This window comes from Stenotrophomonas sp. WED208, assembly GCF_040984485.1.
Lineage (GTDB): Bacteria > Pseudomonadota > Gammaproteobacteria > Xanthomonadales > Xanthomonadaceae > Stenotrophomonas > Stenotrophomonas riyadhensis.
In genome coordinates this window covers 2,517,404-2,543,852 of sequence record NZ_JAZARB010000001.1, presented here as the reverse complement: position 1 = coordinate 2,543,852, position 26,449 = coordinate 2,517,404, and the positions used below count along the sequence as shown (strand labels likewise).

22 protein-coding genes are annotated in these 26,449 nt (G+C 65.0%); 17 read left to right on the top strand and 5 right to left on the bottom strand.

All coding sequences use genetic code 11. The features are described 5' to 3' along the window. Positions 1-99: 99 nt before the first annotated feature. The 3 genes from VPH47_RS11335 to VPH47_RS11325 are packed head-to-tail and all read left to right on the top strand — an operon-like array spanning position 100 to position 2,461. On the top strand, positions 100-354 hold the full coding sequence (locus VPH47_RS11335; RefSeq protein WP_368850817.1) for a ferrous iron transport protein A: 255 nt from the start codon (positions 100-102) through the stop codon (positions 352-354). Next, positions 351-2,216 carry a ferrous iron transport protein B gene (gene feoB / locus VPH47_RS11330; RefSeq protein ID WP_110712160.1) on the top strand — a complete coding sequence of 622 codons (1,866 nt, stop codon included), beginning with the start codon at positions 351-353 and terminating at the stop codon, positions 2,214-2,216. The genes VPH47_RS11335 and feoB overlap by 4 nt, the downstream gene beginning before the upstream one ends. Continuing rightward, entirely contained in the window at positions 2,216-2,461 is a 246-nt protein-coding gene (locus VPH47_RS11325; RefSeq protein WP_368850816.1) for a DUF6587 family protein, read from the top strand. The genes feoB and VPH47_RS11325 overlap by 1 nt, the downstream gene beginning before the upstream one ends. A 107-nt stretch (positions 2,462-2,568) precedes the next feature. On the opposite strand, the gene VPH47_RS11320 is transcribed toward VPH47_RS11325, so the two are convergent. The 4 genes from VPH47_RS11320 to VPH47_RS11305 all read right to left on the bottom strand — a co-directional run bounded on the left by VPH47_RS11320 (position 2,569) and on the right by VPH47_RS11305 (position 5,024). Next, entirely contained in the window at positions 2,569-3,030 is a 462-nt protein-coding gene (locus VPH47_RS11320; protein ID WP_097048035.1) for a DUF4304 domain-containing protein, read from the bottom strand. A gap of 177 nt (positions 3,031-3,207) precedes the next feature. Beyond that, positions 3,208-3,789, bottom strand: a complete 582-nt coding sequence (locus tag VPH47_RS11315) for an NAD(P)H-dependent oxidoreductase (RefSeq protein WP_180847788.1) — start codon at positions 3,787-3,789, stop codon at positions 3,208-3,210. Positions 3,790-3,844: 55 nt separating this feature from the next. Continuing rightward, on the bottom strand, positions 3,845-4,240 hold the full coding sequence (locus VPH47_RS11310; RefSeq protein WP_368850815.1) for a MerR family transcriptional regulator: 396 nt from the start codon (positions 4,238-4,240) through the stop codon (positions 3,845-3,847). 4 nt (positions 4,241-4,244) lie between these two features. Beyond that, positions 4,245-5,024 carry a 3-oxoacyl-ACP reductase gene (locus tag VPH47_RS11305; RefSeq protein WP_368850814.1) on the bottom strand — a complete coding sequence of 260 codons (780 nt, stop codon included), beginning with the start codon at positions 5,022-5,024 and terminating at the stop codon, positions 4,245-4,247. A 72-nt stretch (positions 5,025-5,096) separates the two neighbouring features. Here VPH47_RS11305 and dapB point away from each other — a divergent pair, with 72 nt between their 5' ends. The 6 genes from dapB (at position 5,097) to recJ (ending at position 13,982) form a co-directional block, all read left to right on the top strand. Then, complete coding sequence (gene dapB, locus VPH47_RS11300; protein WP_368850813.1) at positions 5,097-5,816, top strand: 4-hydroxy-tetrahydrodipicolinate reductase; 720 nt, start codon at positions 5,097-5,099, stop codon at positions 5,814-5,816. A gap of 335 nt (positions 5,817-6,151) precedes the next feature. Then, positions 6,152-7,279: a glutamine-hydrolyzing carbamoyl-phosphate synthase small subunit gene (gene carA, locus VPH47_RS11295; protein ID WP_110712167.1), complete on the top strand. Its 1,128-nt coding sequence runs from the start codon at positions 6,152-6,154 to the stop codon at positions 7,277-7,279. A 147-nt stretch (positions 7,280-7,426) separates the two neighbouring features. Then, entirely contained in the window at positions 7,427-10,669 is a 3,243-nt protein-coding gene (gene carB / locus VPH47_RS11290; RefSeq protein ID WP_368850812.1) for a carbamoyl-phosphate synthase large subunit, read from the top strand. Between the two features lie 8 nt (positions 10,670-10,677). Further along, positions 10,678-11,142, top strand: coding sequence for a transcription elongation factor GreA (gene greA / locus VPH47_RS11285; protein WP_026347191.1), 465 nt, complete (start codon positions 10,678-10,680; stop codon positions 11,140-11,142). A 4-nt stretch (positions 11,143-11,146) separates the two neighbouring features. Next, entirely contained in the window at positions 11,147-12,064 is a 918-nt protein-coding gene (locus tag VPH47_RS11280; protein WP_368850811.1) for a phosphoglycerate mutase, read from the top strand. Positions 12,065-12,224: 160 nt separating this feature from the next. Further along, entirely contained in the window at positions 12,225-13,982 is a 1,758-nt protein-coding gene (recJ, locus tag VPH47_RS11275) for a single-stranded-DNA-specific exonuclease RecJ (protein WP_153854895.1), read from the top strand. A gap of 84 nt (positions 13,983-14,066) precedes the next feature. Here recJ and VPH47_RS11270 read toward each other — a convergent pair whose 3' ends face one another. Beyond that, positions 14,067-15,116: a DUF1176 domain-containing protein gene (locus VPH47_RS11270; RefSeq protein ID WP_368850810.1), complete on the bottom strand. Its 1,050-nt coding sequence runs from the start codon at positions 15,114-15,116 to the stop codon at positions 14,067-14,069. A 228-nt stretch (positions 15,117-15,344) separates the two neighbouring features. Here VPH47_RS11270 and VPH47_RS11265 point away from each other — a divergent pair, with 228 nt between their 5' ends. The 8 genes from VPH47_RS11265 to VPH47_RS11230 all read left to right on the top strand — a co-directional run bounded on the left by VPH47_RS11265 (position 15,345) and on the right by VPH47_RS11230 (position 26,413). After that, on the top strand, positions 15,345-17,588 hold the full coding sequence (locus VPH47_RS11265) for a type VI secretion system Vgr family protein (RefSeq protein ID WP_180855144.1): 2,244 nt from the start codon (positions 15,345-15,347) through the stop codon (positions 17,586-17,588). A 19-nt stretch (positions 17,589-17,607) separates the two neighbouring features. Next, the gene (locus VPH47_RS11260) at positions 17,608-19,224 is read left to right on the top strand and encodes a hypothetical protein (RefSeq protein WP_180860505.1); all 1,617 of its coding nucleotides are present in this window, start codon (positions 17,608-17,610) and stop codon (positions 19,222-19,224) included. Continuing rightward, on the top strand, positions 19,221-19,349 hold the full coding sequence (locus tag VPH47_RS11255) for a hypothetical protein (protein WP_006441023.1): 129 nt from the start codon (positions 19,221-19,223) through the stop codon (positions 19,347-19,349). Before VPH47_RS11260 ends, VPH47_RS11255 begins: the two co-directional genes overlap by 4 nt. Before the next feature lie 19 nt (positions 19,350-19,368). Next, positions 19,369-23,955 carry an RHS repeat-associated core domain-containing protein gene (locus VPH47_RS11250; protein WP_368850809.1) on the top strand — a complete coding sequence of 1,529 codons (4,587 nt, stop codon included), beginning with the start codon at positions 19,369-19,371 and terminating at the stop codon, positions 23,953-23,955. Continuing rightward, positions 23,943-24,566, top strand: a complete 624-nt coding sequence (locus VPH47_RS11245; RefSeq protein ID WP_164162520.1) for a hypothetical protein — start codon at positions 23,943-23,945, stop codon at positions 24,564-24,566. Before VPH47_RS11250 ends, VPH47_RS11245 begins: the two co-directional genes overlap by 13 nt. A gap of 53 nt (positions 24,567-24,619) precedes the next feature. Then, complete coding sequence (locus VPH47_RS11240; RefSeq protein WP_153854890.1) at positions 24,620-25,018, top strand: Imm12 family immunity protein; 399 nt, start codon at positions 24,620-24,622, stop codon at positions 25,016-25,018. 17 nt (positions 25,019-25,035) lie between these two features. After that, positions 25,036-25,506 carry an SMI1/KNR4 family protein gene (locus VPH47_RS11235; protein WP_368850808.1) on the top strand — a complete coding sequence of 157 codons (471 nt, stop codon included), beginning with the start codon at positions 25,036-25,038 and terminating at the stop codon, positions 25,504-25,506. Between the two features lie 145 nt (positions 25,507-25,651). Beyond that, complete coding sequence (locus VPH47_RS11230) at positions 25,652-26,413, top strand: hypothetical protein (RefSeq protein WP_368850807.1); 762 nt, start codon at positions 25,652-25,654, stop codon at positions 26,411-26,413. The last annotated feature ends 36 nt before the right edge of the window (positions 26,414-26,449 follow it).

The following is a 26,449-nucleotide window of genomic DNA, read 5'->3' as shown; positions in this document are numbered from 1 at the left end:
TACCTGTATGGATCATAGCGGGCCATTGGTCATGGGCCATGACGCGACGCGGGAATGTTAGAATCGAGAACCATTTACATCCAGCAGAGAACACGCTAGATGACGCTGTCCGAACTGCCGCTGCACACCTCGGCCGTGGTCGAGTCCGTGCAGGACCTGCATGCCAACGATGCCATTGCCCGTCGCCTGCGCGAGCTGGGTTTCGTGAAGGGCGAGGAAGTGCGCCTGGTGGCCAAGGGCCCGGTGGGCGGCGAGCCGCTGCTGGTGCAGGTCGGGTTCACCCGGTTCGCGCTGCGGATCAGTGAAGCCCAGCGCGTCGTGGTCGACGCCGCCAGCCAGGAACGACGCGCATGACCGCTACCACCGCCACCGCCCCCCTGCGCATCGCGCTGGTCGGTAACCCCAACAGTGGCAAGACCGCGCTGTTCAACCAGCTGACCGGCAGCCGCCAGAAGGTCGCCAACTACACCGGCGTCACCGTCGAGCGCAAGGAAGGCCGCCTGCGCGCGCCGTCCGGCCGTGAATTCGCCGTGCTTGACCTGCCGGGCGCCTACAGCCTGCAGCCGGCCAGCCTGGACGAGGCGATCACCCGTGACCTGTGCCGGGGCTTCTACCCGGGCGAGGCCGCACCGGACGTGCTGCTGTGCGTGATCGACGCCACCAACCTGCGCCTGCACCTGCGTTTCGCGCTGGAACTGCGCGAACTGGGCAAGCCGATGGTGGTGGCCCTGAACATGGTCGATGCGGCCCAGCGCCGCGGCATCCAGGTGGACGTGGCCGCGCTGGAGCGCGAACTGGGCGTGCCGGTGGTGGAAACCGTGGCGGTGCGCAAGCAGGGTGCCAAGGCCCTGGTCGAGCGCCTCGATGCGATGGTGCCGCACCTGGATGCGCCGGTGCCGGGCCCGGAAGGTGGCATCGACTATCACGCCAAGGTGCGCGAGATCCTGTCGGTGGCCGTGCGCATGCCGGCGCGGACCGCGAAGATCGACGACGCGCTGGACCGCTGGCTGCTGCACCCGGTGTTCGGCCTGATCAGCCTGGCGGTGGTGATGTTCCTGATCTTCCAGGCGGTGTATGCCTGGGCGACACCGTTGATGGACGCCATCGAGGCTGGTTTCGCCTGGCTCGGCGCCTTCGTCGGCAGCGTGCTGCCGGAAGGCCCGCTGGCCAGCCTGCTGACCGACGGCATCATCGCCGGTGTGGGTGGCGTGGTGGTGTTCCTGCCGCAGATCCTGATCCTGTTCTTCTTCATCCTGGTGCTGGAAGAGTCCGGCTACCTGCCGCGAGCAGCATTCCTGCTCGACCGCATGATGGCGGCCGCCGGCCTGTCCGGTCGTTCGTTCATCCCCCTGCTGTCCAGCTTCGCCTGCGCGGTGCCGGGTATCATGTCCACCCGCAGCATCCAGGACCCGCGTGACCGCCTGGCCACGATCCTGGTCGCGCCGTTGATGACCTGCTCGGCGCGGCTGCCGGTGTACGCGCTGCTGATCGGTGCGTTCATTCCGCAGAAGACGGTGTGGGGCGTGTTCAACCAGCAGGGCCTGGTGCTGTTCGGCCTGTACGCGGCGGGCATCCTCAGTGCGCTGGCGATGTCATGGATCATGAAGAAGTGGCGCCGCGACAAGAGCGAGCACCCGCTGATGCTGGAGCTGCCGTCGTACCGCCTGCCGCATGTGCGCGACCTGGCAGTCGGCCTGTACGAGCGCGGCATGATCTTCCTCAAGCGCGTCGGCGGCATCATCCTGGCGCTGACCATCCTGCTGTGGGTGCTGCTGTCGTTCCCGGCGGCGCCGGCTGGTGCCACGATGCCGGCCATCGACTACAGCTACGCCGGCCAGATCGGCCATGCGATGGCGGTGTTCTTTGCGCCGCTGGGCTTCAACTGGCAGATCTGCATCGCGCTGATTCCGGGCCTGGCCGCGCGCGAAGTGGCAGTGTCCTCGCTGGCCACCGTGTACGCGCTGTCGGCGGCCGATGACGATGCCGCCAGCCAGGCGCTTACCCCGCTGATCAGCGACGGCTGGTCGCTGGCCACCGCGCTGTCGCTGCTGGTCTGGTACATCTACGCCCCGATGTGCATCTCGACGCTGGCCACCATCAAGCGCGAGACCAATTCGTGGAAGACGATGGCCTTCTCGGCGTTCTACCTGTTTGCTGCGGCCTACGTGGCGGCGCTGATCACCTACCAGGTGACCAAGGCGCTGGGAGGCGGCTGATGGATACCGGCCTGCTGATCCAGTACCTGATCATCGCGGTGGCCGTACTGGTCAGTGCCTGGGTGGTGTTGAAGAAGCAGTTCCCGGGCACCGTGCGCACGCTGCGCGGGGCGCTGGCGCTGGCCCTGCTGAAGCCGGGCCGCGCTGCCTGGCTGCAGGCGCTGGGTAGGAACATCGCGCCGCCGGCCACGGGCGGTGGTGGTGCCTGTGGCGGTTGCGACAGCTGCGGGCCGACCAAGAAGTAGCGTCGAGCCATGCTCGACTGCGGCCGTCCGGCGGGTGCGGGCCTTTGCCCGGTGGGGGCGAACTCTCGCCCTGTGGGTGCGAACCTTGGTTCGCACGCTCCCCGGGCTCAGACCTCTCTGCGGATGAGCGCGCGGAAGTTCCCGTCCTGATTCAGTCGCCGCACCGACTCCCGGTTTCCATGGGCTGCCGCGAAGCCCGCCACATCGGCCAGGGCATCGAGCAGCAGGGCCTTCAACGCGTCGCGGTTTCCGGCCTCCAACAGGTCGTCGAGATCCTGCTGGATGAAGGCCCGGCGCAGGCCCGGCGTCTCTTCGATCCGCCAGTCGACATGGGGCGTGGGAATGCTGGAGCGGTACCTGAACGCGGTTTCAAGATCGTCAGGCGCAAGGGGATACGCGAGCAGTTCTGGAAAGTAGAGCCCGGCATTCACATAGAAGCCCCGGCTTTCGCTGGCGCGTTGGTGATTGACGACAAGCAGGGCGGCATCCAGCAAGCGGTAGCGGGTCGTCGACGTGCCGGCAAAGCCGGTCTTCCTGGCGCACTTGCTGAAGACAGTCGAGGATTTCATGGGCTTTGCCTGGGCCGGGAGAGGGGGCCACAGCCTTGAGGCGCAGTGCCTGGCGGTCAATTGGCAAACGCGACACGCGCAACGAGCGCCCCAGGTGGGTGCGAACCTTCCCGATGGGTGAAAGCCTTCCAGGTGGGTGCGAACCTTGGTTCGCACGCTTTGCCCATGGCCGCGGATCTACCCGGCCCGTGAACCCAGCTCTGCTGCCAGCGCCAGCCACTTGCTGCGTTGTGCTGGGGTGCTGCTGCGCACCGCACCGAGACGGCTGACCCGCACCGGGCGGATGCCGCAGAATTCCAGGAGGGGGGCGCGGATCTGGGTGATGCCCGGGTCGCGGTAGATCCAGCGGTAGTACCAGGGCGGCGTATCCAGCGTGGTGATCACCCGCGCGCTGCGCCCGGCCAGCAGCCGGTCCCACCACACCGAATCGCGCCGGTAGCGGAACGCGTACCCCGGCAGCAGCACGCGATCGAAGAAGCCCTTCAGCAGCGCCGGCATCGCGCCCCACCAGGTCGGGTAGACCAGCACCAGATGGTCGCAGGCCTCGATCGCATCGGCGGCGTCCTGCAGGTCGGCTTCCAGTGGCTGGATCTGGCGATAGCCATGGCGCAGCACCGGATCGAACTCGAGTTCACCCAGTGCGATCAGGCGCACCCGGTGGCCAGCATTCTCGGCGGCGGTGGCGTAGCGCTGGGCGAGGGCGCCGCACAGGCTGTCGCGGTCGGGATGGCCGAGCAGGATCAGGATGGAATGGGACACGGCAACCTCGGGCAAAGGAAAGTGCGCGAGGTTGGGCTATGCCCCAGGGACAGAGTCAAACGCCAGAGGTGCAGCCGCTGGATTGCAGGATGCAGTCACCGCTGCCCGAGCGCAGCCACTGCTGCAGTTCGTCGCTGACCTGCTGCAGGTCGAGCTCGACCTGCGCCAGCCGTGCCCGCTCGCTGGCAATGCGGCTGCGCTGCTGCTCAAGCAGGGCCAGCACCGCCGGCCAGTCGAGCCATCCATCGCGTCCCTGCAGGCGGGAGATTGCGGCCAGCGTGATGCCCAGCGCCAACGCCTGCCGGATCAGCTGTACCCAGGCCACGTCCTGTTCGCTGTAGTCGCGATAGCGGTTCAGGCGCGGCACCGGTGGCAGCAGTCCGCGCGCCTCGTACAGGCGGATGGCCTTGGCGCTGGCACCGGTGAGGCGGCTGACCTCGGAGATGCGCATCGGCTCAGTCCCGCACCAGTCCGCCATCCACCACCAGGTTCTGCCCGGTCACCGCGCGTGACCACGGGCTGGCGAAGAACAGCGCGGCATCGGCGAATTCGGTCGGGGTGGTGACGCTGCGCAGTGGGGTGTTGGCGGCGATGTAGTCGAATACCGCTTCGGGTGTGGCGGCGCTGGCATCGGTGGTGCGCAGCAGGCCGCCGGACAGCATGTTGACGGTGATCCCGTGTGGACCGAGGTCGCCGGCCAGGGTGCGGGTCAGCGACAGCAGTGCGGCCTTGGTGGCGGTGTAGTCGTGGTAGGGCACCACCGGGTTCTGGAACAGGTTGGTGCCGATGTTGATCACCCGGCCGAAGCGACGGGCCTGCATCCCGGGCAGGGCGGCCTGCACGGTGTTCAGTGCGCCACGCACGCTGCCCTCGAACTGCGCCTGGAAGGCCGGCCAACCGATATCGGCGGCGGCGGCGCGGGCATCGCCATTGAACGAGAACGCAGCGAGTGCGTTGTTGACCACCGTGGTGACGCCCTGGCCGAAGTGCGCCAGGGCGTGCTGCAGCATCGCGTCGACCTGGCTGCGGTCGGTGACGTCGGCCGGCAATGCGATCGCCTGTCCGCCCAGCTCGGCGGCCAGCGCACGTGCGGCGCCTTCGCTGCGGTGGTAGTTGACGATGACGCGTGCACCCTGCGCCGCGAACGCGCGGGCGATGTGCTGGCCAAGGCCGCGGCCGGCACCGGTGACCAGCACCAGCTGTTCGCTGATCTGCATGAGGGGGCTGCCATCCATTGCATGAAAGGGCATGCAGCGTAGCAGTGATGGCGCTTGCCGGAGCAGGCGTGCTGCCGCTAGCCTGCAGGCATGAACCAGACTCCCCTGCGATTGCTCATTCACGGTGCCTCCGGGCGCATGGGCCAGGCCCTGCTGCGGCTGGCCGCCGAACATCCCGAAACCCTGCAGATCGTGGCTGCGGTAACCGGCCGTGCGCCGACTCAGCGCGTGGTCGATGGCGTGCCGTTCTTCGCGGCCAGCGAATTGCCCGGTGCGCCGGTGTTCGATGTGGCGATCGACTTCAGCCTGCCAGAGGGCTTCGACCCGATGTTGGCGCTGTGCGTGGAGCGGGGTGCGGGCCTGGTCTCGGGCACCACCGGCATCTCCAGTGCGCAGCGGCAGGCGTTGGAGGCTGCTGCGGCGTCCATCCCGCTGGTCTGGGCGTCGAATTTCAGCCTGGGCGTGGCGGTACTGGACGAGCTGGTCGAGCGCGCGGCGCAGGCGCTGGCCGGCTGGGACTGCGACATCGTCGAATCGCACCACACGCAGAAGAAGGACGCGCCGTCGGGCACCGCGCTGACGCTGGGCGCGGCCGCACAGCGGGGCGGAGCAGAGCCGCATTACGCCAGCCTGCGTGCCGGCGACATCGTCGGCGAGCATCTGGTGCAGTTCACCGGCCCGGGCGAGCGCATCGAGCTGGTGCACCGGGCCACCAACCGCGACATTTTCGCCCGCGGCGCGCTGTTCGCCGCCCGCCAGCTGCAGGGCCGGGCCCCGGGCAGCTATCGGGTGCGGGACCTGCTGGAGTAGGGCAGGCTGATTCCTGGGGTCGGATCCCTTTCCAGCGGAAAGGGCTCTGACCCCATCCGAGGGCGCCTGGGGTCAGAGCCTTTCCCATCCGGGAAAGGATCCGACCCCGCCTCCGGTCTGCATACGCCGCCGGATTGAAATGAATGCGCAATCGCCTGTTCATGAAGCGCGATAACCGCTGGCGCGAGCGCCCCGGCAGCGCTACAATTCGCACTCGCCGAATCACGAAAGCCGGACCGGTCCCAGACCGTACGTCCGCGCTTTTTTGCAACCGGATTTCCGTGAAGCGCAGGCGTGACTTCGGCAGCCCCCTCGGTAGCCAAAGTGAGATTCCCGTGACCCAAGCCGCAATCCTCGTCCTCGAAGACGGCACCGTATTCGAGGGCGAATCCGTAGGCGCGCCCGGCCTGTCCGTCGGTGAGGTGGTGTTCAACACCGCCATGACCGGCTACCAGGAAGTGCTGACCGACCCGTCCTACGCCCGGCAGATGGTCACGCTGACCTATCCGCATATCGGTAACACCGGCATGACCGACCAGGACAATGAAGCGTCCAAGGTGTGGTCGGCCGGCCTGATCGTGCGCGATGTTCCGCGCCGTCCCAGCAACTGGCGCAGCCAGGTGTCGCTGCAGGACTGGCTGATCCAGCGTGGCGTGGTCGCCATCGCCGGCATCGACACCCGCAAGCTGACCCGCATCCTGCGCGAGAAGGGCGCGCAGAACGGTGCGCTGATGGCCGGCGACATCGACGTGGAAAAGGCACTGGAAGCCGCCCGCAAGTTCCCGGGGCTGAAGGGCATGGATCTGGCCAAGGTCGTCACTACCGAGAAGACCTACACCTGGACCGAGGGCCAGCTGGACCTGGATGCCAATGCCTTCGTCAGCGTGCCGGCGAAGTTCAAGGTCGTGGCCTACGATTTCGGCGTGAAGACCAACATCCTGCGCATGCTGGCCGAGCGCGGCTGCGAAGTGACCGTGGTGCCGGCGCAGACCCCGGCCGCCGAAGTGCTGGCGCTGAAGCCGGACGGCGTGTTCCTGTCCAATGGCCCGGGTGACCCGGAACCGTGCGACTACGCCATCGAAGCGATCAAGACCTTCATCGAGGTGAAGATCCCGACCTTCGGCATCTGCCTGGGCCACCAGCTGCTGGGCCTGGCCTCGGGCGCGCAGACCATGAAGATGGGCCACGGCCACCACGGTGCCAACCACCCGGTGCAGGACCTGGACAGCGGCCGGGTGATGATCACCTCGCAGAACCACGGCTTCGCGATCGATGAAGCGACCCTGCCGCCGACCCTGCGCGTGACCCACCGTTCGCTGTTCGACGGCACCAACCAGGGCGTGGCCCGCACCGACGTGCCTGCGTTCTCGTTCCAGGGCCACCCGGAAGCGTCGCCGGGCCCGACCGATGTCGGTCCGCTGTTCGACCGCTTCGTGGTGCTGATGGAGCAGGCCAAGGCGTGATCAGTACGCCGCCGGCCCCCGGTGGCGTCGCGATGGACCGTAAACCCCGCATCGCTGCTGCCGCTGGCGCGGCGCTGCGGATCAAGATTCCTGATCGACAGCGTGCGATCACCCCCCTTGTCACGCTGTACTGACTTAGAGAAGAAAATGCCCAAGCGCACTGACCTCAAGACCATCCTCATCATCGGTGCTGGCCCGATCGTCATCGGCCAGGCCTGCGAGTTCGACTACTCCGGCGCCCAGGCCTGCAAGGCCCTGCGTGACGAGGGTTACCGCGTGGTGCTGGTCAACAGCAACCCGGCCACGATCATGACCGACCCGGAGATGGCCGACGCCGTCTACATCGAGCCGATCAACTGGCAGACGGTCGAGAAGATCATCGCCAAGGAAAAGCCCGATGCGCTGCTGCCGACCATGGGTGGCCAGACCGCGCTGAACTGCGCGCTGGACCTGGCCGACAACGGCGTGCTGGAGAAGTACAGCGTCGAGCTGATCGGCGCCAAGCGTGAAGCGATCCGCATGGCCGAAGACCGCGAGTTGTTCCGCGTGGCCATGGGTGAGATCGGCCTGGAGTGCCCGACCGCCGCCGTCGCCCACACGCTGGACGAAGCGCTGGAGATCCAGACCCGCGTCGGTTACCCGACCATCATCCGCCCCAGCTTCACCCTGGGCGGCAGCGGTGGCGGCATCGCCTACAACCGCGAAGAGCTGGTCGAGATCGTCAGCCGTGGCCTGGAACTGTCGCCGACCACCGAAGTGCTGGTGGAAGAGTCGGTGCTGGGCTGGAAGGAGTTCGAGATGGAAGTGGTCCGCGATACCGCGGACAACTGCATCATCGTCTGCTCGATCGAGAACCTGGATCCGATGGGCGTGCACACCGGTGACTCGATCACCGTGGCGCCGGCGCAGACCCTGACCGACAAGGAGTACCAGCGCCTGCGCGATGCCTCCATCGCCGTGCTGCGCAAGATCGGCGTCGATACCGGTGGCTCGAACGTGCAGTTCGGCATCAACCCGAAGACCGGCCGCGTGGTCGTCATCGAGATGAACCCGCGCGTGTCGCGTTCCTCGGCGCTGGCCTCCAAGGCCACCGGCTTCCCGATCGCCAAGGTCGCCGCCAAGCTGGCCGTGGGTTACACCCTGGACGAACTGAAGAACGAAATCACCGGTGGCCTGACCCCGGCCTCGTTCGAGCCGTCGATCGACTACGTCGTCACCAAGATCCCGCGCTTCGCCTTCGAGAAGTTCCCGGCCGCCGATGCCCGCCTGACCACCCAGATGAAGTCGGTGGGCGAGGTGATGGCGATGGGCCGCACCTTCCAGGAGTCGGTGCAGAAGGCCCTGCGTGGCCTGGAAACCGGCAAGGTCGGCTTCGACCCGACCGGCCTGGACCTGAGCAACGAAGAAGACCTGCAGACCCTGCGCCGCGAGCTGAAGGCCCCGGGCCCGGAGCGCCTGTTCTTCGTCGCCGATGCGTTCCGTGCCGGCATGAGCGTGGAAGAGATCTACGCACTGTCGTTCATCGACCACTGGTTCCTGGACCAGATCGAGGAAATCATCGCGGCCGAAGCTGAGGTCGCTGCCGGTGGCATCGATGCGCTGGATGCCGCACGCCTGCGCAAGCTGAAGCGCGCTGGTTTCTCCGACGCACGCCTGGCGCAGCTGACCGGCACCAACGAAGCCGCCATCCGCGCGCTGCGTCGCGCGCACAAGGTGCGCCCGGTCTACAAGCGCGTGGATTCCTGCGCCGGTGAGTTCTCCACTGGTACCGCCTACCTGTACTCGACCTACGAGGACGAGTGCGAGGCCGCGCCGAGCAACCGCGACAAGATCATGATCCTGGGCGGTGGCCCGAACCGCATCGGCCAGGGCATCGAGTTCGACTACTGCTGCGTGCACGCGGCACTGGCGCTGCGCGAGGATGGTTTTGAAACCATCATGGTCAACTGCAACCCGGAAACCGTGTCGACCGACTATGACACCTCCGACCGCCTGTACTTCGAACCGCTGACCCTGGAAGACGTGCTGGAAATCGTCGAACTGGAACAGCCGAAGGGCGTGATCGTGCAGTACGGCGGCCAGACCCCGCTGAAGCTGGCGCGCGCGCTGGAAGCCAACGGCGTGCCGGTGATCGGCACCAGCCCGGACTCCATCGACCTGGCCGAAGACCGTGAGCGCTTCCAGCAGCTGGTCGACAAGCTGGGCCTGAAGCAGCCGCCGAACCGCATCGCCCGCAACGACCAGGAAGCCCTGCTGCTGGCCCGCGAGATCGGCTACCCGCTGGTGGTGCGCCCGAGCTACGTGCTGGGCGGCCGTGCGATGGAAATCGTCTACGGCGAAGCCGACCTGGCCCGCTACGTGCGCGACGCGGTGAAGGTGTCCAACGATTCGCCGGTGCTGCTGGACCGCTTCCTCGACAATGCCGTGGAGTGCGACGTCGACATCATTGCCGATGCCCAGGGCAACGTCCTGATCGGCGGCGTGATGGAGCACATCGAAGAAGCCGGCGTGCACTCGGGCGATTCCTCGTGCTCGCTGCCGCCGTACTCGCTGTCGGCTGAAACTCAGGCCGAGCTACGTCGCCAGGTGGTGGAACTGGCCAAGGCCCTGAACGTGGTCGGCCTGATGAACACCCAGTTCGCGATCCAGACCAGCGATGAAGGTGCCGATACCATCTACCTGCTGGAAGTGAACCCGCGTGCCTCGCGCACCGTGCCGTTCGTGTCCAAGGCCACCGGCATGCCGCTGGCCAAGATCGCCGCCCGCTGCATGGCCGGCAAGACGCTGGCCGAGCAGGGCGCGACCAAGGAAATCGTGCCGGACTACTACTCGGTGAAGGAAGCGATCTTCCCGTTCGCCAAGTTCCAGGGCGTCGACCCGATCCTCGGGCCGGAGATGCGCTCCACCGGTGAGGTGATGGGCGTCGGTCGCACCTTCAACGCTGCCTTCGCGCGTGCGCAGGAAGCCGGTGGCATCAAGGCACCGCCGGTCGGCAAGGCCTTCGTCTCGGTCCGCGATCCGGACAAGAAGCGCGTTCTGCCGGTGGCCAAGGCGCTGCTGGCGCGTGGCTACAGCCTGGTCGCCACCCGTGGCACCGCCGCGTGGCTGCAGCAGCACGGCATGGACTGCGAGATCATCAACAAGGTGGTCGAAGGCCGTCCGCACATCGTCGACTCGATCAAGAACGGCGAGATCGTCTACATCGTCAACACGACCGAAGGTCGTTCGGCGATCAACGACTCGTTCTCGATCCGTCGCGAGGCGCTGCAGCATCGCGTCACCTACTCGACCACCATTGCCGGCGCCAAGGCGCTGGTGGATTCACTGGAATTCCGTGGCACCGGCCCCGTCTGGTCGCTGCAGGAGCTGCACAAGGAGTTGAATGCATGAGAGCCCCCATCACGATGAAGGGCGCGCAGAAGCTGCGCGACGAACTGGATCACCTGAAGTCGGTCAAGCGCCCGAAGGTGATCGCCGCGATCGCCGAAGCGCGTGAGCATGGCGACCTGAAGGAGAACGCCGAGTACCACGCCGCGCGCGAGGAACAGGGCTTCATCGAAGGCCGCATCAAGCAGCTGGAAGGCGAGCTGTCGCACGCCGAGATCATCGACGTGAGCAAGCTCAACGCTGGCTCCAAGGTGGTGTTCGGCGCCAGCGTGACCCTGGCCGACGTGGAAACCGACGAAGAGAAGAAGTACCAGATCGTTGGTGACCTGGAAGCGGACATCAAGCTGGGCCTGATCGCGATTTCCTCGCCGGTGGCGCGCGCGATGATCGGCAAGCTGGAAGGCGATTCGATCGTGATCGACGCCCCGGCCGGCCAGCGCGAGTACGAGATCGTCAGCGTCAGCTACGTGGACTGACCCGGTGGCAACGGCGACCCTGCTGTTGCCCGCGCGCAGCCGCTTTGCCGCGGCTGCGCTGCCTGATGACGTGGCGCGTGCCCTGGGCCGCGCCAACGCCTCGCAGTTCGAAGCCGGCGAGCGGGCACAACTGCAGCGCCATTTCACGGTCGCCGCGCCGCACTGGCCGGTGGCCGCACTGAGCCGCCAGCGTGACGTCGGCGATGCTGCCGGCGCGTGCTGGCTGCGTGCCGATCCGGCCTGCATGGTGCCGGACATGCACGGCGCGCGGATGATGGCCTACGGCGAAACGCTGCGGCCGACGCTGGCCGACTGTCTGGCCCTGCTGCCGGTGCTGCAGCCGTTGTTCGCCGATGCCGGGTTCGTGCTTGACGCACCGGACCCTTCGCGCTGGTACCTGCGGCTTCCGATCGACCTGGCCCTGCCGGACTTCGACAGTCCGAACGAGGTGCTGGGCGATGACCTGTTCTCGCACCTGCCGGAAGGCGAGGGCGGTCGCCGTTGGCGGGCGTTGATGACCGAGGCGCAGGTGTTGTTGCACAACCATTCCTGGAACCAGCAGCGCGCCGCGCAGGGACAACAGCCGATCAATTCGCTGTGGTTCTGGGGCGGTGGCGTGATGCCGGTGTCGGTCAGCACGGCGCATGCGCAGGTGCGCAGTCGTGATGCGCTGCTGCAGGGCCTGGCTCTGGCGGCAGGTGTCGCCGTGGATGGCGAGCAGGCGGTGGATGCACTGGTCGACCTGCGCCAGCTGCGCTCCCTGCAGCAGCTCGGCAATGATGCGATCCGTCCGCTGCTGGCTGCGCTGAAGCGTGGCGAGCTGCAGCGACTGGTGCTGGATTTCGAGGATGGCCTGCAGTTCCAGCTGGATCGTGGCCAGCGCTGGCAGTTCTGGAAGAAGCCGCGGCAGCTTCACGATTGATCGGGGTCGGATCCGTTTTCCATCGGAAAACGGCTCTGACCCCAGATGTTTCCCGGGGTTGCCGGCCAGCGGCCGGCACTACCGCAGGTAATGGGCGCAATCCCGCCAGCCTGTCCCACGCGCGGTATCATCCCCCTGTCTTTCGTAACCGGCGATGCCGATGTCCCTTGCCGCCGATGCCGTGCAGCCCACCTCTGATACGCCGATGATCCGCCGCCGCGATGCGGTCGCGCCCGGCAGCTGGCCGGAGGGCACGCTGCCGCTGCTGGCGCGGCTTTACGCCAGTCGTGGTGCAGGCACACCCGAACTGGCGCTGCCGAAGCTGGGCAGCCTGCATGCGCCCGAGCTGCTGACCGGTATCGATGATGCGGTGGGACTGCTGGTCGAGGCCATCGCCAACGACAAGCGCATCCTGGTGGTCGGCGATTTCGACTGCGATGGTGCTACCGCCTGTGCGGTCGGCGTGCGTGGCCTGCGCATGCTCGGCGCGCAGCATGTCTTCCACGCGGTGCCGAACCGCATGGTGCACGGCTATGGCCTGTCGCCTTCACTGGTGGAGGAACTGGCCGAGCTGAAACCGGATCTGCTGGTGACGGTCGACCACGGTATTGCCTGCCACGCGGGCGTGACCGCGGCCAAGGCACGTGGCTGGCAGGTGCTGGTCACCGATCACCATCTGCCGGGCCCGCAGCTGCCGCCGGCTGACGTGATCGTTGATCCGAATCTGGACGGCGATGCCTTCCCCAGCAAGTCGCTGGCCGGCGTCGGCGTGATCTTCTACGTGCTGATGGCGTTGCGCCGGCAGATGCGCGAGGCCGGCGTCTTCGCCGATGGCAAGGGGCCGGACCTGACCACGCTGCTGGACCTGGTGGCGGTCGGCACCGTCGCCGACCTGGTGGCGCTGGATCCGAACAACCGTGCGCTGGTCAGCGCGGGCCTGCGCCGGCTGCGCGCAGGGCAGGGTTGTGTCGGCCTGCGTGCGCTGATCGAAGCCAGCGGCCGCGACGCTGCGCGGCTGACCGCAACCGACATCGGCTTCGCACTCGGCCCACGCCTGAACGCTGCAGGCCGGCTTGAGGACATGGCGCTGGGCATCGCGCTGCTGCTGACCGAAGACCCGCGCCAGGCGCGCGACATCGCGCAGACGCTGGAGCAGATCAATTCGGAACGGCGCGCGGTGCAGCAGTCGATGACCGACGACGCCGAGCAGGCGTTGACCCGCGTGGTGCTGGACATGGCCGGGCAGCGCCCGGTGGCGGCCTGCCTGTTCGACGCTGACTGGCATCCCGGCGTGGTCGGCCTGGTCGCGTCGAAAATGAAGGATCGCCTGCATCGCCCGGTGATCGCCTTCGCCCCGGCCGAACCCGGCGCCGACACGCTGCGCGGCTCGGCGCGCTCGATTCCCGGCCTGCACATCCGTGACGCGCTGGCACTGGTTGATGCACGCCATCCGGGCCTGATCGAACGTTTCGGTGGGCATGCCATGGCGGCTGGCCTGAGCATGCGGCTGGATCACGTCGATGACTTCAAGGTCGCCTTCGTCGGTGTGGTGCTGGAGATGCTCGACCCGGCGGCGCTGCAGCAGCAGGTGTTGAGCGACGGCGAACTGGCCGCCGACGAGCTCGACCACCGCCATGCCGACGCGCTGCGCCTGGCTGGGCCGTGGGGCCAGGGCTTCCCCGAACCGCTGTTCGACGGCCACTTCGAAGTGGCCAACTGGCGCGTACTGAAGGAACGCCACCTGAAGCTGGAACTGCGCCTGCCCGGCGTACCCGGCACGATCAACGCGATCCATTTCGGCGGCTGGCACGGCAACGCACCCGCCCGTCATGTACACCTGGCCTACCGGCTGGCCTGCGATGACTATCGCGGCGGCAGCGCCATCCAGCTGATCGTCGAGCACTGCCTCCCCGCATGAAGAAAGGGGACGGAGGGGATTAAGTCGCAAGTGGCAAACAAGGCACAAGCGACTTAATCCCCTCCGTCCCCTTTTTCTGTGGCGTCAGCGGACCTCGCTGACCAGCATCGGCAGTTCCCAGGTACCACCGGGTACGCCCCGGCATAGCCCAGGTGCCACCTCCGACGTCGCGATGAAGTTCGTCCCGTTCCACGTCCAAGCTGCGTGCGAAATGCAGTCAGCGAGGCCGCGGCCCTTCTGCGCGGCAACGATCTGGCCATCGTCGTAGTCGATCGCATCGCTGGTCACCCACTGTGCCTGGAACGGCGGCTGTGGGCGGGCCACCCAGTAGCCATCGCCGCTGTTGTAGGCCGCTCGCCAGCAGGGCACGTTGACCAGCACGTGCTGTGCGTCCAGGCGGCGGACCTCCAGCGGCGAGTTGCTCAGCGGAATATCGGCATCGGTTTCCTGCAGGCCTTCGCAGTTGTCGCCCTCCAGCGTGGCACGCAGTGCCGCGCGCAGGGCGGGTGAAGCAGCCAGTCGTGCAGACGCAGGATCGTCCGGGGGCGAGTCCAGGGTAGCGGCCTTGCGCACCACCGGCACCGGCAGGGCGGCGGGGACGCTGGATTCAGGCGTACTGCCCTTGCGCATCACTGCGCCGGGTGTACCGAGGCGACCCTGATACTCATCGATCTTCAGCAGCACGGCTGCCGCACCCTTGTCCGACAGTGACCAGCGATGGCCGGCGCCATCGGTCACGCTGATCCCGCCATCGCGCACCAGCGCGGACAACAGCGCGCTGGTCTGCGCGGCATTCAAGCCATGCGTGCCTTCGCCCCTGGTGGGGGCCAGCACACCCAGATCCTGCTGCTGGATGCGCAGGTGCAGCGGGCCCTTGGGCTGGGGCTGGCCTTCTTCCGGCTGCAGCGACAGGCGTCCCTGTATCGCCTGGTTGGGGCCGCCCCTGCGGGTGAGCAGCACGCTCAGGGGGCTGTCTTCGTCGGTGGCGTAACCGGCGGCGCGGCAGGTCAGGGTGTTGTCACAGGCCACGACCCAGTCGTGGTGCTGGAAGTACAGGCTCTTTGCCGGAGCTGCAGCGCCGGTTGCAAGAGGGCAGACCAGGAACAGCAGGGCAGGAAACAGGAAGGAACGCATGGGTGTCCATACACATGGGCGGGGCCATATGGTGCCTACCGATGCGCGTCGCGACCAGCCTGAATGAGAGGGTCTGAGGGTGCCGATCTGTGATGGAATTCGCGCTGTCTTGAAAATACTTAATGAATTCATCTCCTTATCCAGCAGCGGATGTGTCAAAAAGCTGGCGCATGTCACACGGCAATGGCAAAGTCAGGCCACGACCAACATGGGACGACGGAACGCCCGATGTACGCCGAATCACTGCTCCCCGGCGCTGTGCTGCAGCGCCTGCACCAGGACCGACGCCTGATCCGCGTTGAAACCGCCTTGGACCCGGACACGTTCCTGGTCAAACGCTTCGAGGGAAGCGAGGCGGTGTCGAACCCGTTCACCTACCGTATCGACCTGCTCTCGATCCAGCCACGGCTGGAGCTGAAGCAGTTGGTCGGGCAGCCGCTGCGCTTGCAGCTGGGCGACGAGTTCGGCAATCGCAGCGTGCACGGCTACGTGCGCGAGTTCGCCAGCACCGGGCAGCAGGCACAGTTCAGTGCCTACCGCGCTGAGCTGGCGCCCTGGTTCGCCTTCCTCGACTACACCTGCAACTGCCGCATCTTCCAGGACCGGAACGTGCTGCAGATCATCGAAGAGGTGTTCGCCAGCTACGCGCAGCTGGCGAAGTTCCGCTACGACCTCAACGCTGGCAAGCTGCCGCCGTTGCCGTACTGCGTGCAGTACAACGAATCGGATTTCGCCTTTGTCAGCCGCCTGCTGGAGGACGCCGGGCTGTACTACAGCTTCGTGCACGATGACGAAGGCCACACCCTGGTGATCAGTGATGATTCGACGCTGAGCACCGTGCACGGTGAACCACGCCCGATCGCCTTCGTGTCCGACCAGGGCACGCTGGCCAGCACCGGGCTGCACCGCTGGGGCGCGCGTCGACGGGTCGGGCCCAGCGTGCAGACCCTGCGCAGTTTTGATTTCAAGCAGCCCAGCCAGTCGCTGGACGGCAACCAGGGCAACCAGGTGCCGCTGGGCCTGCTGCCGCCGCTGGAGCAGTACCGCTACGATGGCGCGGCACGCTTCACCAACAGCCGCATCGGCCAGGCATTGGCGGCCGTGCGCAATGAAGAGGTGGCCTGGCCGACCAAGCTGTTCGAATGCGCCGGCAATGCCGGTGAGCTCGACGCCGGGTCCTGCTTCGAACTGCAGCGGCATCCGGATTTCATCGGCCGTGACGACACCGACCGCAGCTTCTTCGTGGTCAGCGTGCAGCGCGAAGGCCACAACAATTTCGCCGCCGACTTCGGCAGCGCCGAAGCGCCCAGCGTTGAAGTGCAGGCGGAAGTCCTGCGCCGGCGCATCCCGTACCGCCCGCTGCGGCGCACGCCCTGGCCGCGCATGCCGGGCCCGCAGACCGCGACCGTGGTCGGCCCGCCGGGAGAAGAACTGCATGCCGATCGCTATGGTCGGGTGAAGGTGCAGTTCCACTGGGACCGGCAACTGGATCGCCGCGAGAACGCCTCATGCTGGATCCGCAGCGCCAGCCCCTGGGCCGGTGCCGACATGGGCGGTGTCTCGCCACCGCGCGTCGGCCAGGAGGTCATCGTCGATTTCCTCGATGGTGACCCGGACCGGCCGATCATCACCGGCCGCGTCTACAACGAAGACAACATGCCACCGTTCGGCATGGAGGTCAGTGGCCTGAAGTCGAAGACGGTCAAGGGCGCCGGCTGGAACGAGATCACCATGCACGATGGCGCCGGTGGCGAGCTGCTGAACATGCGCGCGCAGCGCGACATGGTCACCACCGTGCTCAACGATCAGAACGCCAGCGTCAAGAACAACAAATCCACCTCCGTCTCGGTCAATCACCGCATGGACGTGGGCTCCAACCAGGACATCAGCGTTGGTGGCAATCGCGGCATCACCGTCACCGGTACCGACACCCTGGGCGTCACCGGCACCCGCACCACCAACGTGACCGGTGCAGTCACCGAGAAGTACGAGAGCGGCGAAACCAAGACGATCGTGGCGTCTGGCTACACCGAAACCATCACCGGCGATTTCAAGACCACGCTGACCGGCAACTACACCAGCCAGCGCACCGGCACCTGGACCGAGACGGTGACCTCCACCTCCAGCCGCACCGTCGGCGGGCTGGTCACGGAGACGCTGAAGGCAGCACGTGAAGTGACCATCACCGGCCAGGACAAGCGCAAGGTGCAGGGCAAGGTGGACGACAGCAACGTCGGTGAGCGCGTCATCGATGTCACCGGCAACTTCAGCCAGGATGCCAGCGGAACCCATAGCCAGGGCTCAGACGGCGTGATGAGCCTGGAGTCGGCGGTCAAGCTCACCAGCAAGGTCGGCGGCTCGGTCATCGAGATCACCGACAGCGCGATCAAGATCACCGCCGGTGGTTCGGAAGTGGTGATCGACGCGGGCGGTGTCTCGGTCAATGGCAGCGAGATCAAGCTCAACTGCTGAGCCGCACGGGAGAAACACGATGCAGGATACCCCCATGCTGCGCGGCCTGAACGCATTGCGCGATGCTTGGTTGGAGGCAAGTGCCGACAGCAGCCGGCGCTTGCTGGTCTGGCGCCTGCCTGCCGCCGCCAGCCGGCTGCTGGCCGCGTTTTTCGAGATGCAGCGCCACGACGCCGGCCGCGATACGCCGGACTACTTCCTGCGCATCGATACCGCCTATGAGCTTGGCTTCCGCTACAGCCGGCAGCTCAAGCAGGACCTGCTGGACCGTTACCTGGCCAGCCAGGAGGATCTGCGTGCGCAGCAGGTGACGCTCGGCTGGCGTGGCCCGCACGAAGGGCATCCGGACAGCGCACAGGGTGTCGTCGAGGTGCTGGAGAGCTTCATCGAGCATCATGGCGAACACCTGCGCCTGCTGGCGGCGGTGCTGGAACCGGAGCGCTGTGTGCCGGGCGAGGGATTCGAACGCTGGGTGGACGCTGCGCTGGCCGCCGGCCCTGGCCAGCGCCTGCGTCTGGTACTGGTGGATACCGAGGAGGATCCGCGCTGGCAGTCGTTGCTGGAACGGCACGGCAGGATCGCGCGCGTGGTCAGTGCGCCGATCGATATGTTCGGCATCGCCCGCGATACCGCCGCACAGTCTGGCGGCCGCGGCCCGGAAGTGCTGTACCGGCAGCTGCTGGCCGACCTGATGCTGCTGCTCGAACGCGGCAGCCCTTCCCAGGTGGTTGCCCGCGCAGAGCGCGCACAAGGGCTGGCGCAGCGGCAGGGGTGGCAGGACCAGCAATCGGTGGTGCAGATGATGGTGGCCGGTGCATGGTTGAAGCACGGCGATCACGGCCAGGCGATCAACAGCTACCGCAAGGCGCGCAGCGCGGCCGAGGGCGCGCGCGCGAGCGGCAATCCAGCCGCGCCGGAACTGGTGATGCAGAGCTGGTTCGGCGAGGCCGGTTGCTGGTTGGCCGCCAAACAGCCCGAGCGTGCCGCGCAGACCTACCTGCAGGCCTCGACGTCGGCGGCCAGCATTCCGCATCCGATGTTCGCGTTGGAGGGCCAGCGCATGGCTGGCTGGTGCCAGTTGCAGTCGGGCCAGCGCGAAGCGGCGCGCACCCAGTTGCTGGAGGCGATCCGCATCGCCAAGCCGCTGGCACCGGCCGACCGCAAGGCCACCACGCTGCCGCAGGCGCTGTGGGACCTGCTGCAATTGCAGGACGCGCGCCGCTGCGAATCGCTGCAGCAGGTGGCCGCGGAGTACCTGCAGGCCAGTACCGGCCTGCTGGAAAAGGCCGATGCACAGGGCCGCGCGCTCGGCCCGCGACCCGCACGGCCGGCATTGGACGCCATCGACGCAGCGCTGGATGCCGCGCTGGAGCGTGGTTTCCACCGCGCCCAGCAGGAGCGCGAGCGGTTGATCCAGGGCGGCGATGAGTTCTTCCGCAAGATCGTGGCCGTCGGCCGCGATTTCCTCGACCCGGGCTGGAACGGCCTGCCGGCCATCGAACACCCGCTCGATCACGAGATCCCGGTGTGGAGCGAGCCGCCGGCGATGCAGCCGTTGCCCGATCCCAGTGGCCTGCTGCAGGCGTCCGCGGCGGCGCCGACCGGGCCTGCCGTTACAGGAGTGGCTGTTGCATGAAGTCGAACAAGACCGTGGTGATGCTGGTGGCCATCGTGCTGGGCATCATCGTCGTGACCTGGATCAGCGCCGAGTACCGTGACGAAGTAAAGGCGTTCCTGCGCGCGTTGTTCCGCGCCTTGTAAAGCAACAGGGAGTGTTGCCGTGAGCATCGCCGCCAAGCATTTCGATCCGCAGCTGGGCATCGACATCCACATGTACGCGGTGCCGCCGTGCCCGCTGCCGACGCCGCATATCGGCCTGGTGCTGGATCCGTTCGACTACATTCCGTTCATCGGCTCGACCATCAAGGTCAACGGTGTGCATCGCGGTACTGCCGGTACCGGCGGCCTGGACATCCACATTCCACTGGGCGTGTGGGGCCCGCCGCTGGCCGCGCCGATGGGGCCGCAGTTCGACGGCGAAGAAATCTTCATGGGCAGTCGCACGGTGTCGGCCGATGGCGAGCCGTTCTCGCGGCTGGCGATGCCGGTGCTGGACTGCAACCTGGCCGGGATGATCAACCCGTTCCGGGTGAAGAAGCCGAAGAAGCCGCTGCGTGCGATGTCACTGCCGACCGGCCTGAACGTGGCCATTCCCACCAGCGTCAAGGTGGGAGGACCGCCGACGGTGTCATGGACCGCGCTGGCGTTCCGCGCCGCATTCGCCGGACTGGGCAAGCTGCGCAAGAGTGCGTTCTTCCGCAAGAAGATGGATGCGTTTGCCAACTGGCGGCGCGGCAAGTGGGGCCATCTGCCCTCCGGCTTCCTGAAGTGCAAGGTGCTGCGTGCCGAGCCGGTGGATATCCGCGATGGCAGCGTGGTAGTCAGCCACCAGGACTTCGACATTCCGGGGCGGCTGTCTTTCGCATGGCAGCGCAGTTATGGCTCGCGCAGGGCGGGCGAGCCCGGCCAATGCGGTGCTGGCTGGCAGACGCCGGCCGACATCCGCCTGGAGCTGCTGGACGACGGCAGCGTGTGGCTGTCCGGGCCGGACCAGGTCGCCTTCTTTCCTGAGCTGCCGCCGGTCGATGGCGACGCCGGAGCGATCCTCGATTTCGTCGATGGCGCGCGCCTGCTGCGTCGGCGCGGGCAGTGGCAGGTGCGCTTCAAGAGTGGCCTGAAGTATGTGTTCGGCGGCGAACTGCCGGCAGGCGTGAGCGCGCTGCCGAATCCACAGTCCTGGCCGATCGAGCGCATCGAGGACGCGCACGGCAACCACTGGCGGTTCGAGCGTCGCGACGGCCATCTGGTGCGCATCGTCGAGAGTGGCATCGGTGACCTGCAGGGCCGTTTCATCGAGGTGGAGGCGCGCCACGGCCGCATCGACCGCATGGCGCTGCATGACCCGGCCACCGGCCTGGTGCATCCGCTGGTGAGCTACCGCTACAGTGGCGAGGGTGATCTGTTGGCGGCCGTCGATGCGCTGGGCGCGCCGCGCACCTTCGCCTACGAGCAGCACCGCATGGTGCGGCACACCGACCGCGTTGGGCTGTCCTTCCATTACGCGTTCGACGCGCAGGGCAGGGTGGTGCATTCGTGGGGCGACGGTGGCCTGTACGATTATCACTTCGAGTACGACGCGCTGCTGCGCGAGACCCGGGTAACCGACTCGCTGGGCCACCTGAGCGTGGTCAAGTTTGACGAGAACCAGATGCCGCTGTGCGAGATCGATCCGCTCGATGGCGTGACGCTGTTCGAGTACGACGATTTCGGGCGGACCGTGGCGGTGACCGATCCGGAAGGACTGCGAACGGCGTTTGCCTATGATGCGCATGGCAACCTGATCTGCCTGACCCGCGCCGATGGCACGGCGATCCAGATGGAGTACGACCTGGACGACCGCATGGTGTCGTTGCGGACGCCGGATGGCGTCGACTGGCAACAGGCATATGACGGCCAGGGCCTGCTGGTCAGCCAGATCGATCCATTGGGTGCAACCACCCGCTTCGAGTACGACCCTCAAGGCCAGTTGGAGTCACAGACCAATGCGCGCCAGGCGGTCACACGCCTGCGCTATGACCGTCATGGGCTGGTGGTTGCCGTCATTGATGCGCTTGGCCATGAGAGCCGCTTCGAGCACGATCCGCTGGGCAACCTGCTGCGCCAGGTGGATCCGTTGGGGCAGGCCAGTCGCTACGAGTACGACGCCAAGGGTCGCCTGCTCGGCACGATTGGCCCGGACGGCAGCGGCGTGCGCTGCGAGTACGATGCCGAAGATCAGCTGGTCCGCTACACCGATGAAGTGGGCGCGCAGACGCGGCTGCAGTACGTGGGCATCGGACAGATCGGCAAGCGCGTTCAGGCTGACGGGCACAGCGTGGAATACCGCTACGACACCGAAGAGCAGCTGGTTGCGGTCATCAACCAGCGCGGCGAAACCTATCAGCTGGTGCGCGATGCGCTGGGCCGCATCGTCGAGGAGGTGGATTACTGGGGCCAGTCGCGGCGCTACACCTATGACGGGGCCGGACGATTGACGGCCACCCTGGATCCGCTGGGCCAGCGCATCGCCTTCACCACCGACAAGCTCGGGCGCATCACCCGCAAGACGCTGCCCGATGTGCGCCATCCTGGTCAGCAGGTACAGGAACACTTCGTCTACGACGTGCAGGGACAGATTGTCGAGCTGCGCAATGCGGCGCGTACGGTGAAGCGCCGGTACGACCCGCTGGGGCAATTGCTGGAGGAACTGCAGGATGGCTTCCGCGTGGGCTATGGCTACGATGAAGTGGGAAATGAGGTCCTGCGTGAGACCTCGGCGGGTAACCGGGTTGCGTTTGGCTACGACCTGCGGGACCAGACGGTCTCGGTGGCGATCAATGACGAGCCGCCGATCTCCATTGAGCGCGACGCGTTGGGTCGCACGACACGCGAGCAGCTGAGCCCGCACTTGCAGCGCGAGTTCACCTACGACAGCCGCAACCTGCTGACCTCGCAATCGGTACTGAAGGACGCTGCGCCGCTGTTCGAGACCCGCTACGACTATGACCGGAGTGGCAACCTGACTCGCCGCAGCGACAGCGCACAAGGCGTGGACGAGTACCGCTACGACGCTATCGGGCGCCTGCTGCAGCACATCGACCCGAAGGGAAGGGTCGAGCGCTACTTCAACGACCCGGCCGGCGACCGGCTGCGCACCGAGGTGAAGCAGGTGCAGGCGCGCAAGGTGATGGGCGGCGACGATGACGACCTGACCACCTGGACGCGCGAAGGCACCTATCAGGGCGTGCACTACGTGTTCGACCGGGCGGGCGATCTGGTGCGCAAGGGTGCGCCGCAAGGGGATGCGCCGGATGACCTGACGCTGATCTGGGATGCCAATCATCGGCTGGCCGAGAGCCGTCGCAACGGGCAGTCAACGTACTACGGCTATGACCCGTTGGGACGGCGGGTGTTCAAGCGCAACCCGACGCAGACCACGTGGTTCTTCTGGGATGGCAATGCGCTGCTGGGTGAGGTGCGGCAGGCCAACGAAGCAGAAGACGCGGTGCCGGTGTGGGTGCGCAATGTGGCGAGCCTGGTGGAGGTGAAGCGTCGGCAACGCCGGCTTGAGCGACTGTATGAGGCGGTTCGGGAGTATGTCTATCATCCAGGTACATATGTGCCCCTTGCCCTGTTGGATCCGGCTATTGCGATCAAACTCGGCGCAGTTGCGGCGACGGGTGAGGCGAAGAGGATGGACGTGATGTTGCCAACTGGAATGATTGCCAACCCCGTTTCCGGAGCTGGTGCACGGCCGTCAGAAGCTACTATCACCAATCTGACTGATGGGGCCAAGAAACCCATAGCCGCTGAATCACCGGTGCGCTTGGGGCTGGGCATGCTTGGAGGCACGCGACTTGGAAGCGCGGAGGCACCCCCTCATCGTGTTGCGCAGAAGGGGTCTACGTTCAACGATGAAGCAATTCGCATTCCTGATAAGGTTGTCGAACAGGTTGATACCACGAAGGCTGCACCGATCGACTCATGTATGGATTCGCGCGATGTACTCGCTGCGCCGCGCCCTCGAATTCTGCACATCATCAACGATGTTAACGACTGCCCCATCCGAATTATGGATCGACATGGGCAGACGCACTGGCATGCCACTATCTCTCCCTGGGGAAGCCTTCAGCAGCTTCATTTCACAGCGGTAGAAAACAACATTCGTTTGCAAGGCCAATACTTTGACGCAGAGACCGGGCTGAGTTACAACCGAAACAGGTACTACGATCCGACAATTGGAGCGTTCATCTCTTTGGATCCACTTGGGTTGGTCGCTTCGATAAATCTGCAGGCATACGTTTCAAATCCTTTCTCTGAAAGCGACCCCCTTGGTCTATGGGGGGAACCGATGAATGGCGCTTCTGCGACCATTAGCGTGGGCAATGTTTCCAGGACCGCAACAAGTAGCTCGGCTGGCCACGCTGAGATCAATGGGCTCAATTGGTTCATTGATGAGGGTCCGGGATTTGACGGGAAAAAGGTGGTAATCAGCGACGTGGTGGGCCACTTCAAGAGTGGCGAAATTCCTGTCGGCGTTTGTACAGGCTGCAGATCGAACATCTTTGATCTGCTGATCGATGGAAACGCTTCAAGTGTAGTCATACCAAAAACGGTTGGAAACGTGTTCAAGGGAAATATTGAAATACAGTCTACGGAATTTGAGAGAATGAGCAGGGAGATCGGATCGATCTATCGAGGGGCAGGGACAAACAAGCAGAAATCAGATCGAGCATGGGCCTTGTTGGAGGGCGCATGCAGAAGCTGATTTCTCCCTGTTCGTCTGTCTTCTCATACGATCCCCGATGGGCAGAGGTGCGCCTTGGGGCTGAGCCCGCGCTCTACTACATGGGCGCCAGTTCAAGCTTCTTTGTCGATCAGAATCCAATGGGAGACCGCATTCTGGCTCCTGCTGCAGACATTGAGGTTGATCAGTCGGTCGGCGCTCTGAGATTGACGTCGACCGATAAGGGCGAGCCCGTCGAGTACGTGGTGTCCGCGGGGTGTGACTTCGACCGTCTCATCTTTGAGCTTGTGCATGCGCTGAAGGATTCGGGTCTAGCACCAGGCGAGACCGATGACAAAATTGATGTGGCCTGTGAGGGCGGTCTGATAAAGACGTGTTACATCACTCGCGTGTTTGAGGGGGATGCGCCTAGATCGCTGCGTATTGTCCGTAAAGATGAGGGTATTCATGTCGTCATTCCTAGTCCGCGATATCAAGCTCGCGTCACTTCCTTGATGATGAGTGGTGCTGAGCTGTTCATTGGGACCGATGACGGAGCAACCATGAAGCGTAAGCTCACTCTTCACCAGTCCATTCTAATGTTCTTCACAGGTGTGGTTGACGAATTGAGAGAAACTTCAGGTTGTGACTAAATTTAATAGGATTGTTGATCGCACCCTGTCGCGATTGGGGCTGTGGAGTGCAGATGGAAGTGACGTTGAGCGGAAGGTTGGGCGGGCCAGAGGTGGGGATGAAGTATCAACCTGGGATCGTCCAGGCACGCGCTAGATTGAAGTCTGCTTTCGCAGAGCTGTCTATTGATGGTCTGGAGACGATCGATGTTGAACTGTGGATCAGTGGCAGTTTGACAGAGTATTGCCCGGAAGGGATTTCATCGTCGGTTAGATTCTATGCCAAGAAAAAGAGTGTTCTGCTTGCTGTCTGCGTTGGAAAGGACGAGGCAACGTCCGTCGATGATGATTGTGCTGCATCGGCAATTGGAGGTTGGCTGACGCGCGGTTTCGAAAGTGCAAAGCTGCCGCGCAGTGCCGGTAGGATTGATTTCTCGGGCGTTGCTGGCGCCGTGAATCTCTGTTTCGCTTGATTGGTCCGGGAGGCCTGGTGTGTCCTGATTGGAGTTCCTGTTTTGAGCTACTTGATGAAATGATCGCTGGATCAGCGCGGGTAAGGGTGTTTCCTGGTCGCGCTGTCTCTCCGGAGCTTACGGAGGATGCAGAGAGGGAGCTTGGGTTGGCTCTGCCCGTTTCCTACAAGGCTTGGCTTGGTGAGTTTGGCAACCTGTTTGTAGGTCCAGATCCCGTGTTCGGTCTCGCCGATGCGGAGAACCGTGACGTGGCTGATGACGATCTGGTCTACAACGCTCGCTTGGTCGAGGAGAACGGGTTTCCTCCCGTAGGCCTGATTCCGATTTTCGTTCCGGACTCGGATGAAGCCTTCTACTTCGATACATGTGAAGGATTGAAGGATGGGGAGTATCCAATTCTTCGGTACGACTACAATACCGGGGAGTTCGAGTTCTCTTCTCCATCATTCTTTGATTTCCTGATGGACCTCGTTCGTCACTCAGGGTAAAGAAGTTCTTGCTCTCCAGTTCCTCGCCTTGCCCCGTTCACAGCGGTGTCGCTGTAGCGCTGTGGTCTTACGCCATGGGTGAAGTGGCGGCCCCGTCGACTACCTCTCGCGTTGCGCAATTCGGTGCTGATGTTGAAGCGCCGCTATGAGCGTGTATTCATTCACATCATGTGTGGTGTCTTCATTGGTCTCTGTGGTGGACTGGAATATGCGAAACATTGATGATCAAGAATTCAAGATGGTGTTCGATCAAGGTGGTAGCGTCTTCGAGGCGGTACGGATAGCAAACAGTAGTTTTGACAACTGCGGAATGTCGTTGTCCAAGCGCCCTTCAAGGATGAGTTCCGTTCGCGATGTAGTAGTGTCGAACTGTAAGGTGATCAACTCTGAGATCGGGCCGACAGTGTTCGAGGATGTCCAGGTCGAAGGGTTGGATGTGAATCCAATTCTCCTGCTCTGGTCCTGCTTCTATAAGAGGGTGTGCCTCGTCGGGAAGATTGGGAAGATCAGAGTCAATATCGAGCCCTCCGCGTTCTGCACAGATGCCGGAGTTCTCGCGGAATTTGCGGAACGGCGCGCGGCGTTCTATTCAAGCGTAGACTGGGCTCTGGACATCAGTCGGGCGAGGTTTGTCGACTTTGCCTGCAAAGGTGTTCCTCTCGCTTTGATCCGGAGAGATCCGGAGACTCAGGTGATAGTCCGGAAGCAGGACTTCTCCGGGGTCGATATGCTGGGAACTCAGTTCGCGGGTGCGTTCCCTGAGACGCACACAAGACTAGGCATCTTCGGTGAGTCGATTGCTGAGGAGGCGTTGCTTGTGGTGCCTTTGGCCGCACCAAGGAAGCGACGCGAAGACTGGGTAGGTGGGATCGCAGAGTTGAGGCGTTTGGGTGTTGTCTCGGGTTAGGCGGGTTTCCGCTCATGCTCGGCTCTCTTCCCATTG